General features: G+C 56.3%; 10 protein-coding genes and 1 pseudogene. 10 read left to right on the top strand and 1 reads right to left on the bottom strand.

What is annotated here, in order from left to right; genetic code table 11:
• Positions 1-100 precede the first annotated feature (100 nt).
• The 7 genes from ACTG4M_RS07285 (at position 101) to lpxB (ending at position 6,646) form a co-directional block, all read left to right on the top strand.
• The gene (locus ACTG4M_RS07285; protein WP_439122988.1) at positions 101-259 is read left to right on the top strand and encodes a hypothetical protein; all 159 of its coding nucleotides are present in this window, start codon (positions 101-103) and stop codon (positions 257-259) included.
• 84 nt (positions 260-343) lie between these two features.
• Entirely contained in the window at positions 344-2,686 is a 2,343-nt protein-coding gene (gene bamA / locus ACTG4M_RS07280; protein WP_439122987.1) for an outer membrane protein assembly factor BamA, read from the top strand.
• Positions 2,687-3,280, top strand: coding sequence for an OmpH family outer membrane protein (locus ACTG4M_RS07275; protein WP_439122986.1), 594 nt, complete (start codon positions 2,687-2,689; stop codon positions 3,278-3,280).
• Positions 3,281-3,342: 62 nt separating this feature from the next.
• Positions 3,343-3,804, top strand: a complete 462-nt coding sequence (gene fabZ / locus ACTG4M_RS07270; protein ID WP_439122985.1) for a 3-hydroxyacyl-ACP dehydratase FabZ — start codon at positions 3,343-3,345, stop codon at positions 3,802-3,804.
• A complete protein-coding gene (gene lpxA / locus ACTG4M_RS07265) occupies positions 3,801-4,586 on the top strand; it encodes an acyl-ACP--UDP-N-acetylglucosamine O-acyltransferase (RefSeq protein WP_439122984.1) in 786 nt (261 codons plus the stop codon). The genes fabZ and lpxA overlap by 4 nt, the downstream gene beginning before the upstream one ends.
• 3 nt (positions 4,587-4,589) lie before the next feature.
• On the top strand, positions 4,590-5,492 hold the full coding sequence (locus ACTG4M_RS07260; RefSeq protein ID WP_439122983.1) for an LpxI family protein: 903 nt from the start codon (positions 4,590-4,592) through the stop codon (positions 5,490-5,492).
• Positions 5,492-6,646, top strand: coding sequence for a lipid-A-disaccharide synthase (lpxB, locus tag ACTG4M_RS07255; protein ID WP_439122982.1), 1,155 nt, complete (start codon positions 5,492-5,494; stop codon positions 6,644-6,646). Before ACTG4M_RS07260 ends, lpxB begins: the two co-directional genes overlap by 1 nt.
• Positions 6,647-6,690: 44 nt before the next feature.
• Here lpxB and ACTG4M_RS07250 read toward each other — a convergent pair whose 3' ends face one another.
• Positions 6,691-7,311: an invasion associated locus B family protein gene (locus ACTG4M_RS07250; protein ID WP_439122981.1), complete on the bottom strand. Its 621-nt coding sequence runs from the start codon at positions 7,309-7,311 to the stop codon at positions 6,691-6,693.
• Between the two features lie 459 nt (positions 7,312-7,770).
• Here ACTG4M_RS07250 and ACTG4M_RS07245 point away from each other — a divergent pair, with 459 nt between their 5' ends.
• The 3 genes and pseudogenes from ACTG4M_RS07245 to ACTG4M_RS07235 all read left to right on the top strand — a co-directional run.
• Complete coding sequence (locus ACTG4M_RS07245) at positions 7,771-9,321, top strand: helicase HerA-like domain-containing protein (protein ID WP_439122980.1); 1,551 nt, start codon at positions 7,771-7,773, stop codon at positions 9,319-9,321.
• 63 nt (positions 9,322-9,384) lie between these two features.
• Entirely contained in the window at positions 9,385-11,199 is a 1,815-nt protein-coding gene (locus ACTG4M_RS07240; RefSeq protein WP_439122979.1) for an ABCB family ABC transporter ATP-binding protein/permease, read from the top strand.
• A 98-nt stretch (positions 11,200-11,297) separates the two neighbouring features.
• Positions 11,298-11,845 (top strand): annotated as a pseudogene (locus ACTG4M_RS07235) (hypothetical protein); the annotation flags it as partial.

Below are 11,845 nucleotides of genomic sequence, written 5' to 3'. Positions count from 1 at the left end.
CAAAGGGGAACGATTTCACAGAATCGTCCCCCTTTGTGCCTGATTGCTGACACATTCTACCGGCATTTCCAGACCTGCAATTACGTATCCGAGGTCTGCCATGCAAACGATCCAAGACAGCTACCGCTCCTTTAGCCTACTGCTTTCCATCAATTGGGACCGGCTGATTTACGTCTTTGCGATTGCGGCATCGTTGTTTCTGGGCGCCTATCTTGGTTCGCTCATGATTGACGTGATGACACACCCGGTCCGCTATTGATCGACACGGCCTCTGCGCTTTTGACAAGCTAAGGCAATCTGGGTACTCACGTCCTAAAAGGGATGTCTGAGTAGGTTGCCAACAATGACACAAAAAACAGGCGAGCAGGTAACGCGGAAATCATCGCGTAAATCGTCGGTCCGTCCATTTCTTATTGCTGCATCGGTCGCGCTTGGCGTTGGTGTTCTGTCCACGCCGGATATGGCGATGGCGCAGGATTTCCGCTTCAACGCGATTTCGGTTGAAGGCAATCAACGGATCGAGGCAGGCACAATTGCAAGCTTTCTAGGAGTTGCGCGCGGCGAAACCGTATCAGCTGCTGAACTGAATGACGGTTATCAGCGGGTTCTTGCCTCTGGCCTCTTTGAGAGCGTCGAGATTGAACCACGTGGAAACACGCTTGTTGTACGGGTCGTTGAATATCCGACTGTGAACCGCATCACATTCGAAGGGAACGCACGCGTCGACGACGAAACACTGTCAAGCATCGTCCAGTCGGAATCGCGCCGTGTGTTCAGCCCCTCTACCGCCGAGGCAGACGCGGCACGTATCACCGAAGCCTATTCTCAGCAGGGCCGGATTGCTGCCCGGGTTCAGCCCAAGGTCATTCGCCGGTCTGATAACCGTATTGATCTGGTGTTCGAAGTTTTCGAAGGCGGTGTATCAGAGGTTGAGCGTATCGGTTTTGCCGGCAACCAAGTGTTCAGCGACCGCCGTCTGCGCCGTGTTCTTGAAACCAAACAAGCCGGTCTGTTTCGTGCCCTTGTCCAATCAGACACCTTTATCGAAGACCGGATCGAATTCGACCGTCAGGTTCTGCGTGATTTCTACCAATCTCGCGGCTATGTCGATTTCCGCACCACCGGCGTGAATGCCGAACTCAGCGAAGAGCGTGACGCCTATTTCATCACGTTCAATGTCGAAGAGGGTCAGCAGTTCAATTTTGGCGAAGTCACTGCCACATCTGATCTGGCCGAAGTAGACCCTGACGTCTTCCAGAGGGCGATCCGTTTGCGCAGTGGTCGCACATATTCGCCAACAGCGGTTGAGACCGAGATTGCGCGCCTGGAACGCCTTGCGATCCGCGAGGGCCTGAACTTTGTGCGCGTAGAACCGCGCGTCACACGTAATGATCGAGACCTTACGCTGGATGTTGAATTTCTACTGACCCGGGGCGAGCGGGTGTTTGTGGAACGCATCGACATCGAAGGCAACACGACCACATTGGACCGTGTTGTTCGTCGTCAGTTTCGCATTGTCGAAGGCGACCCTTTCAATCCGCGTGAAATTCGCGAGAGTGCCGAACGTGTTCGCGCGCTTGGTTTCTTTAACGAATCCAATGTTGAGGCGCGCGAAGGTTCCACACCTCAGCAGGTCGTGATCGACGTTGATGTCGAAGAACGCCCAACTGGCGCGCTTAGCTTTGGTGGGTCATACTCGACCAGCAGCGGGTTTGGCGCGGCGATCACATTTAGCGAACGAAACTTCCTGGGTCGCGGTCAGCAGCTTGCCTTGGGCGTGACGACGGGCGTGGATTCGTCGAACTACAGTTTCTCGTTCACCGAACCTGCGTTCTTGGGCCGTGATGTCGCGTATAACTTCAGCGTCAACTACCTTGAGACGGACAACGCATCGGCTGAATATGACACGGCGATCGGCAATTTCTCTACCGGGTTTACGTTCCCTGTGTCCGAAAATGGTCGCCTGAATCTGCGTTACGGCGCACGTTATTCCGAGATTACCAATCTGAACGCCTCGGTTGGGTCGATCATCAATGCTGAAGCGGCCCGCGGTGAGGTATGGGACAGCTTTGTCGGGTATCGCTACAGCTATGACACGCGCCGGACAGGGTTGAACCCGAATGCCGGTGTGCTTTTTGAATTCGGTCAGGATTTTGGCGGCCTCGGGGGTGATAGCACCTATGTGGAATCCAACCTCCGTGCAGTGGCTCAGACCAAAATCCTGAACGATGACGTGACATTGCGCGCCACGTTGCAAGCTGGTGCCCTGAGCTATTCCGAAGGTTCGTCGCGCGTCACTGACCGTTTTTCTTTGGGATCGAACCTAATGCGGGGCTTCGAAGGCGGCGGCATTGGTCCACGTGAAGTTGGGCCAGGCGATGTGAATGATCCGTTGGGGGGCAACTACTTCGCAGTGGCCCGGTTCGAGGCCGAATTCCCGCTGCCCTTGCCCGAAGAATACGGCATCTCTGGCGGCGTGTTTTATGACGTTGGTAGCCTTTGGGGCCTAGAGGAAACAAATGCAAATGTCCTGTACGACGACTTCACCGCCCGTCACGTGGTCGGTGTATCGGTCTTCTGGACCACGCCGCTTGGTCCGCTGCGCTTTAACTTCAGTGAAGCGCTGAGCAAGGAACAGTTCGACGAAGTGCAATCCTTCGATCTGACAATCTCAACGCAGTTCTAAATGTCGGATCATTGTCGCACATGGACAGGAGCGCTCTTCGGAGCGCTTCTTTGCTTGGTTTCGGGGCCGACGTCCACCCAAGCACAGCAAGATGGTGGTTTGTCAAATGTCGGCGTGGTGCAAAGTCTGATCCTGACAGTCGCGCCTGAGGCGCTTTATACGCAAAGCGAATTTGGCAAACGGATTTCTCGTGAAATCGAAGCGGAAAGTCTTGAAATCGCTGCTGACAACCGCCGCATCGAGGCAGACCTGACTGCCGAAGAACGCGAACTGACCGAATTGCGGGAAAGCTTGCCGCCCGCCGATTTCCGCGCGCGAGCAGAAGCTTTTGACGAAAAAGTCCAACGTCTACGTCGTGAACAAGACGAAAAGGCTCGTGCTCTCGGTGCCCGCAGCGAAGAGGCGCGCCGCGCACTATTGACCGCAGCGCAGCCGGTTCTGCTTCAGTTGATGGTCGAAAGCGGGGCTGTCGCTGTTCTAGACCGCCGTGTGGTTCTGCTCAGTGTGGACTCGGTCGATATCACCGAACAGGCCATCCTTCGGGTCAATACAGAATTCGGTGAAGGTGCAGAGATCCTGCCGCTGCGCCCCTGAAACCTTGCCCCCCGGCATCGGGATTGGTACTCACAGCCCAACAAGATCAAAAAGGACGCCCCATGAGCGACACGCTTCTTCGTGCAGACATCCAGCTGATCCAGCGCATCCTGCCACACCGCTATCCGTTCCTGCTTGTGGACCGCGTGGAAGAGATTAACGGCACGCAATCGGCGCTTGGCATTAAGAACGTCACCATGAACGAGCCGCACTTTCAGGGCCATTTTCCCGGCACGCCGATCATGCCTGGCGTCACGATCATCGAGGCGATGGCACAGACAGCAGCGGTGATGGTGGGCACCGCGCTCGATCTCGCGGACAAGGAAATGCTGATTTACTTCATGGCCATCGACAAATGCAAATTTCGCCGCAAGGTGATCCCCGGTGATCAGCTTGAGATGCGGTTGACCACCTTGCGCGGCAAGCCGGGCGGCAAGGTTTGGAAATTTGGGGGTGTGGCAACGGTCGACGGTGAAATGGCAGCAGAATGTGAATTTTCGGCCATGATGGACCTGCCCGCGTGACAGCGCAGATCCACCCCAGTGCTGTGATCGAAGACGGGGCGCAGATCGGTGATGGTTGCGTCATCGGGCCGTTTTGCCATGTTGGCCCAGAGGTCACTTTGGCCGATAACGTGGTGCTGAAAAGCCATGTGGTGATTACAGGGCATACGTCGATCGGGGATAGCACCGAGGTGTATTCCTTTTCAGTGATCGGAGAGATTCCGCAAGACCTCAAGTTCGATGGGGAAAAAACCAAGCTTGTCATCGGTGCGCGCAATCGAATCCGCGAACATGTAACGATGAACACGGGCACCAAAGGTGGGGGTGGCGTCACTCGCGTTGGTGACGACAATCTGTTTATGGCAGGCTGTCACGTCGCGCATGACGTACAGGTCGGCAACCGTGTGATTGTAGTCAACAGCGCTGCTTTGGCTGGTCATTGTGTGCTCGAAGACGATGTGATCGTCGGTGGCCTTTCTGGGGTGCACCAGTTTGTAAGAATTGGCCGCGGCGCCATCATTGGTGCGGTCACAATGGTGACCAATGACGTGATCCCTTATGGTCTTGTGCAGGCGGATCGCGGGCGGTTGGACGGATTGAACCTTGTCGGGCTCAAGCGCAAAGGCGTAAGCCGTTCGGACATCACGGCACTCCGGGCTGCGTTCCAGATGCTGGCACAGGGCGAGGGCGCGTTTCAAGAACGGGCAAAGCGGTTGGGCGACGAAACCGACAGTGAATACGTGCACCACATCGTCGATTTCATTCTGGGCGACACGGATCGGTCGTTCCTCACACCGGGTTAAGCGATGACGCTTGCTCTGATCTGTGGTCAGGGGCGTCTGCCGCGTATCGTGGCCGATGCTCAGGACCAGCGGCCTTTGATCTGCGTGCTGAATGGGTTTGAGCCCGATGGTCTGACAGCTGATCTTACCTTCCACCTTGAAACCCTTGGGACATTGCTCGAAACGCTCAAGGCGCGCGGCGTCACTCGGGTATGTTTGTGCGGCGCCATTCGCCGCCCACCGATTGACCCGGCGCGACTTGATGCAAAAACCGCACCCTTGGTTCCACGTCTGCAAGCTGCGTTGACCTCTGGCGATGATGGCGCGTTACGGATCGTAATGGACCTGTTCCACGAAGCTGGGTTGTCGATTGCCTCTGTGGACGATCTCGTCCCCGATTTAGTGCCAGTCGAAGGTGTGTTATCGCTTAAAACCTATGCTCCTCAAAACACAGTTGAGGCGCGGCTTGGCGAACGTACCGTTGCCGCGATGGGGGTGCGCGATGCGGGGCAAGCCTGTGTGGTGCGTGGTGACAGCGTGTTGGCCCGCGAAGACGCCGCCGGCACCGATGCGATGCTCAGACGCTTGGCGCGCGACGCGGCCACAGGCAATGGCGATTTCCTGACCAACCCGATCAACACGGCCAGTGACATGTTTGGCGGTTTGCTCGGAGATGCGACCGACTGGTTGACGGGTGGTGAATCTGCCTCAGAAGGCGGCATCCTGTTCAAAGCGCCCAAACCGGGCCAAGACCGTCGTGCGGACCTGCCGGTGATCGGCGCAAGCACACCGGATTCAGTCGCTGCCGCGGGCTTGGCTGGGATCGTGATCGAGGCGGGGGGCGTGATGATTCTTGATCGCGCAAAGACCGTCGTGCGATGTGATACGCTTGGCTTATTCCTCTGGGTTCGGGAAAAGGGCATCTGATGCGGGTCTTTGTCGTCGCTGGTGAAGCGTCCGGGGATAAACTGGGCGCGGCTCTGATGGCGGGTCTGCGTACTCATATATCAGACGTGCAGTTTGAGGGGATTGGTGGCGATCGGATGATTGCACAAGGGCTTCAGAGTCTGTTTCCGATGGATGAGATCTCGATCATGGGGATCACCGAGATTCTGTCGCAGTATTGGCACCTCAAGGCGCGTATCCGCGAAACAGCTGATGCAGTGCTGGCAGCCAAACCCGATGTGTTGATCACAATCGACCTTCCTGAATTCGGCTTGCGTGTCGCCAAACTGGTCAAAGAGCGCAGCGAAATTCGCACGGTGCACTATGTGGCCCCAACAGTCTGGGCCTGGCGTCCGGGACGGGCCAAGAAGATGGCGCGCCACATTGATCAAGTCTTGGCTCTCTTGCCGTTTGAGCCGCCGTACATGGAAGCCGCTGGCATGCGCTGTGACTTCGTGGGGCATCCTGTGGTGACCGACCCGGTTGCATCGCAGGACGATATGGCCAAATTCCGCAAAACCTACCGGATCAACGGGGCACCGTTTGCCCTGATTCTACCGGGATCCCGCCGGAGTGAGGTGTCGCGCCTTCTGCCAATCTTTAAGGACGTGGTTGCAGAACTGGAGCTCAAGCGACCCGATCTTAAGTTCGTCCTGCCTGCTGCGCCGAACGTGGCGGCGTTGGTTCATGACGCGATTGCAACGTGGTCGGTGAAGCCGATTGTCATAAACCCGGCAGAGGACGGTGCAGAGACCAAACAAGCCGCGTTTGGGGCCGCTGATGTCGCGATTGCTGCGTCCGGAACCGTGTCGCTTGAGCTTGCAGCGTCGGGCACGCCAATGGTGATTGCATATGACATGAATTGGTTGTCGCGGCAGATCATCGGACGGATGTTGCTGATCGACACGGTGACTTTGGTCAACTTGGTGGCCGATACGCGGGTTGTGCCGGAATGCATTGGAGATGATTGCCAGCCAAAACCGATTGCAGAGGCGGTTCTTGGTACTCTGGCGGCTCCTGACAAACAGATCGCCGCAATGGCGTTAACGATGGAGCGGTTGGGGCAGGGTGGCTTGGCCCCCGGAGAACGCGCGGCTTTGGCGGTTCTGGATGGGGTGAACGAAAACGGGGGCTAACCCAGTTAGGTCGCCCCCGTTTCCCAGATTGGCTACGTTGCCGATTAGCGCTGTTGTTCCAAAGCGGTGATTTCGTCGTACGCCGCAGTAAACCCGGATAGGGACATGATCACGTTGACACGCTGGTCCGGCGCAAGCGCCGGAACGATTGTCACGTTTGCCGCATTGCCACGCCGGAAAGATGCCACGTCTTCGGCCGTGAAGCCAACGCGGGCATAACACCCGACTGTGGTGCAGAACGAAAAGTCGTACCGCTTGGCCTGACCAGAATCGACGCGGACGTTCAGTTTCTCCGTGAGCAGCGTTTCCAATGGCACAACAAATGTACCGCCTGCCTCAACCTGACCGCCATTGGTCAGACGAAAGATGCTGACCTCAGCCACATTCCCACCGTTGTCGTCCTTGAGAAGCTGATACATCTGGCAAGGTTCGGGCCCTTCCTGTACGCGCAGACACTGCACGGCCCAATCGCCATGAGTGGTTTTGACATATGTATTGTCGTCTGCCGCGGCGTCGTTGACCGGCTCGCCGGTATCCAGAACTGACAGATCCGCATTACCGGTTGGGGCCTCAGCCTCTTCGGTTGCGGTATTCTCTTGCGCCATCGCAAAGCCGCCCAAGGCAAGGCCAGCAATCGTGGTCAGAAGAAAAAGGGGTTTGGTCATAAAGTCCTCTCCGAAGCATCTGTCATATTTGGTGGTGCGTTATCATGGGCTGGCAACAGTGTCAGGCCAAAACGCAAAAAGTTGACCAGCAAAGCGGCGGATTCTTGCGCCTTTTGGAAAGGGGTACTTACGATCACTATCTTAATGCGATGAGCGAAGGTTGTGCGAGAAGCCCCTGAAATACAAAGGGAAGATGTGTCACCACATCTCCCCTCTTGTGCTCCCTGTCGGACCGGCCGACTATTATTGCCCGAACGCTACGAAATGAAATCAGAAGCGTCAACAGGCAAAATTCAATCCTCAAATCACAAAAAAGGCCGCGCCCAACGACGCGGCCAGTCCAACAGGGAAGATTGCCGGAACCGTCAGGAGGATCAAAACGGGTCGAGCAAAAACAGGCTGGCGGCAAAAGGTTAAGTTTGTATGTTCGGTCTCTGAAAAATGTGTTGGGGAAAACGTATGGAAAACGGTGTCTTTGTCGGTGGCGGTGGTGAAGGCTACAGCGTCAAGCAATGGTTGCGACTGGATTACGCCAACAGGCACGGGCTGGTGGCAGGAGCAACAGGCACCGGGAAAACCGTGACACTTCAAATCCTTGCAGAAGGATTTTCGGCACACGGCGTTCCGGTTTTCATGGCTGATGTCAAAGGCGATCTGTCGGGCCTGTCGAAACCCGGAAGCGCTGATTTTAAACTTCACCAACCTTTCACGGATCGGGCGCAAACCATCGGCTTTGACGATTATGCTTACTCTTCCTTTCCCGTTACTTTCTGGGATCTGTTCGGGGATCAGGGTCACCCGATCCGCACGACTGTCGCGGAAATGGGGCCACTTCTGATTTCGCGCCTTTTGGAATTGTCCGAGGCGCAGGAAGGTATCCTCAATATTGCGTTCCGGGTGGCCGACGAAGAAGGTCTTCCGTTGCTAGACCTCAAAGACTTGCAATCCATGCTGGTTTGGCTGGGCGAAAATCGCGATACAGTATCGCTGCGCTATGGCAATATAGCTGTGCAATCGGTTGGTGCGATCCAACGGCGCCTGTTGGTGCTTGAAAATCAGGGTGCGGCGGATTTCTTTGGGGAACCCGCACTTGAACTTCGTGATCTGATGCGCACCGACGCCAACGGACAGGGCCAGATCAACATTCTTGCCGCTGACAAGTTGATGGGATCTCCGCGCCTTTATGCGACGTTCCTTTTGTGGCTCTTATCCGAACTCTTTGAAGAACTGCCCGAGGTGGGCGACCCCGACAAACCCAGGCTGGTTTTCTTCTTTGATGAGGCACACCTGCTGTTCGATGATGCGCCCAAGGCGTTGGTGGATAAGGTCGAACAAGTCGCACGCCTGATCCGGTCGAAAGGGGTTGGAGTGTATTTTATCACTCAGAACCCCGACGATATTCCCGAAGACATCCTTGGCCAGCTGGGCAACCGGGTACAGCACGCGCTGCGCGCCTTTACGGCCCGTGACCGCAAGGCGTTGCGCATGGCAGCTGAGACTTATCGGGAAAATCCAGCCTTTGACACAGAGCAGGCAATCCGAGAGGTCGGCGTTGGCGAAGCCGTGACGTCAATGCTGGAGCGCAAGGGCATCCCTGGCGTGGTCGAGCGCACTTTGATCCGCCCGCCGTCATCACAGCTTGGCCCGATCACACCTGCCGAACGCGGTGGTGTCATGGGCGCCAGCGATCTGGGGGCGAAGTACACCCAACGGCTTGACCGGCAATCGGCCTATGAAATTCTGGCGCAACGTACCAAAGACGCGGCAGAGGCTGCAGAAGAGGCCGAAAAGAACGAGGCAGATCTTGACGCAGCGATGCGGGAATACAAAGCCGGGCGTCGTTACACAGGCACGCGAGTGGGGCGATCGACCTCGAAGCCGACACGTAAATCTCGGAAAACCGAAAGCTTGGGTGAGGCGATCGCCAGTGTCGTGGTCAAGGAATTGAAAGGCACAACCGGTCGCCGCATCGTGCGCGGTATTCTTGGTGGTCTCTTCAAAGCGCGCTGAGCACTGGTCCTTTCGGGGCGCGCGGGCTAAGTGTCCGGATCAAGTCAGAACGAAAGCCGACCCATGCCCACCGATACAAAAACAGACGCCGACATCGCAGCGGACGAACGCCGCTCGGGCGTGCGCACGATCCGCAAAGTGGGCCCGTACCTATGGCCTGATGACAAGCCTTGGGTCAAACGGCGTGTCGTTATTGCGATTGCCTGTTTGATCACCGCCAAGATCGTCAACGTGCTGGCCCCGTATCTTTTCGGCAGCGCAGTAGACGCGCTGAGCGGTGAGGCGTCTGATCTATTGTTGGGCGGCATTGGCCTGACGCTTGCCTATGGCATGGCGCGATTGATGAACGTGGGTTTCCAGCAGTTGCGTGATGGCGTCTTTGCCAAAGTTGGTCAAAGAGCACTTCGGACATTGGCGCTTGAGACGTTTACCCATATTCACCGTCTATCGATGCGCTATCACATCACGCGTAAGACAGGTGGGCTGAGCCGAATAATCGAACGTGGGGTCAAAGGCGTCGATTTCCTGTTGCGCTTTATGTTGTTCAGCGTTGGTCCACTGATCCTTGAACTGCTGTTGGTGATGGGCTTTCTGTGGTTTCTTCTTGATGTGCGCTACATGGGCGTGGTCATGGTGACCATCGTGATTTACGTTTGGTTCACGTTCAAGGTCACGGAATGGCGTGTTCGTCTGCGGCGCGAGATGAACGATCAGGACACGGACGCGAACCAAAAGGCGATAGACAGCCTGCTCAATTTTGAGACGGTAAAGTACTTCGGGGCGGAAAGCCGAGAGGCTGATCGCTATGACACTTCTATGCAAGCCTATGAAGGTGCGGCAGTAAAAACCGCGACGTCGCTTGCCATGCTCAATTTTGGGCAGAGCCTTATCATTACAGGTGGCCTGGTCACTGTTATGGTGATGGCAGCGCTTGGCGTGCAAAACGGCACGTTGTCCGTCGGCGATTTCGTCATGGTGAATGCATATATGATCCAGATCACCATGCCATTGAACTTCCTTGGAACTGTTTACCGCGAAATCCGTCAATCGCTTGTGGACATGGGCGAAATGTTCGATCTGCTTGAGCAACCACAAGAGGTATCGGACAAACCCGGGGCGCCCGATCTCCAGGTCTCTAAAGGTGCGGTTCATTTCGATCAGGTGAAATTCGGTTATGATCCGGCACGTCCGATCCTCAAGGGCGTTTCTCTTGAGGTCCGGTCTGGTGAAAACGTGGCTCTGGTCGGCCCGTCGGGGTCGGGCAAATCTACCATCGGACGGCTGCTGTTCCGCTTTTATGATGTGGTGGATGGATCAATCAGGATTGATGGGCAAGACGTGCGCGATGTGACGCAAGACAGCCTGCATGATGCCATCGGTGTGGTGCCGCAGGACACTGTGCTGTTCAACGACTCCATCCGTTACAACATCGCTTACGGGCGCGCCAACGCTACCGAGGAAGACATCATCGCCGCGGCACGTTCGGCCCAGATCCACGACTTTATTCTGTCCTTGCCCGAAGGGTATGACACGATGGTCGGTGAACGCGGGCTCAAACTGTCGGGTGGCGAAAAACAACGTGTTGGCATCGCGCGTACTCTTCTCAAGAACCCACCAATCCTTATTCTGGATGAGGCAACATCGGCGCTGGACTCCGAAACCGAGGCATCTATTCAGGACGCGCTGAAAATGGCAGGCGAAGGGCGCACGGTGATCACCATCGCACACCGTCTATCGACCATCGCTGATGCGGATCGGATTGTCGTGCTGGAGAACGGGCTTGTCGTCGAAGAGGGCACACATGATGACCTTCTGGCCAGCCACGGACGTTATGCGACGCTTTGGAACCGGCAAATGCAGGAAGAAGAAGCCGCCTGACCCAGAAAGGCCGCGTTTTTTCACAGCGCGGTCACAAAACCGCCTCCTAAAACAATCACTGATTGCGCCGTTCCATACGTGAAGTGCAAAATGTGATCATGTCCCGGCTTAGCTTTTCTCTTGTCATCTTTCTGGTCGAGGCCATCGCGATTGTCGCGATTTATCAGGTGTTCAGCACATTTGAATGCCGGCAGACCGACCTGTTCTTTCTGTGCCGTGGGCTGCGCCTTGGTATGGTGTTGGGCTTGTGCCTTGCGACCGGGATTGCACTTTTGCTGTTCTTTCGACCAGCCCTGCGCGCGGATTTTGTCGCACATTCGTCGAACACGGCGCACCAAACCAAGCTCTGGGGCGCTGTCCACTTTGCAGGCTTGGCGCTGATCGCCGCCCCGAACGTATCTCTGTCGGCCGATGAGCTTGTGCTTTACGCACCGGTATTTCTTGCCACTCTGGCCGTTGGTGGACTTTGCGCGATGATCGGCGGCGCACTTTGGTTGATGCCGATGTCAGCGTGGCGCGACCTGTTTCGAGAACACGCGAAATTGCTGCTGCCGACCATCGCCATCACGCTTCTGATCCCGACCCTCGCATGGCTTTTTGGCTTTGCCTGGAACTGGTTCGAAAGCCTGCAATTGGCCACCTTCTA

Source organism: Marivita sp., from assembly GCF_965656765.1.
Taxonomy (GTDB): domain Bacteria; phylum Pseudomonadota; class Alphaproteobacteria; order Rhodobacterales; family Rhodobacteraceae; genus Marivita.
This window is presented reverse-complemented; position numbering and strand designations above follow the sequence as displayed.

What these genes read in the sequence shown, in the direction of transcription:
- ACTG4M_RS07285 (WP_439122988.1), top strand. Translation starts at nt 101, where the DNA reads ATGCAAACGATCCAAGACAGCTACCGCTCCTTTAGCCTACTGCTTTCC.
- bamA (WP_439122987.1), top strand. Translation starts at nt 344, where the DNA reads ATGACACAAAAAACAGGCGAGCAGGTAACGCGGAAATCATCGCGTAAA.
- ACTG4M_RS07275 (WP_439122986.1), top strand. Translation starts at nt 2,687, where the DNA reads ATGTCGGATCATTGTCGCACATGGACAGGAGCGCTCTTCGGAGCGCTT.
- fabZ (WP_439122985.1), top strand. Translation starts at nt 3,343, where the DNA reads ATGAGCGACACGCTTCTTCGTGCAGACATCCAGCTGATCCAGCGCATC.
- ACTG4M_RS07260 (WP_439122983.1), top strand. Translation starts at nt 4,590, where the DNA reads ATGACGCTTGCTCTGATCTGTGGTCAGGGGCGTCTGCCGCGTATCGTG.
- lpxB (WP_439122982.1), top strand. Translation starts at nt 5,492, where the DNA reads ATGCGGGTCTTTGTCGTCGCTGGTGAAGCGTCCGGGGATAAACTGGGC.
- ACTG4M_RS07250 (WP_439122981.1), bottom strand. Translation starts at nt 7,311, where the DNA reads ATGACCAAACCCCTTTTTCTTCTGACCACGATTGCTGGCCTTGCCTTG.
- ACTG4M_RS07245 (WP_439122980.1), top strand. Translation starts at nt 7,771, where the DNA reads ATGGAAAACGGTGTCTTTGTCGGTGGCGGTGGTGAAGGCTACAGCGTC.
- ACTG4M_RS07240 (WP_439122979.1), top strand. Translation starts at nt 9,385, where the DNA reads ATGCCCACCGATACAAAAACAGACGCCGACATCGCAGCGGACGAACGC.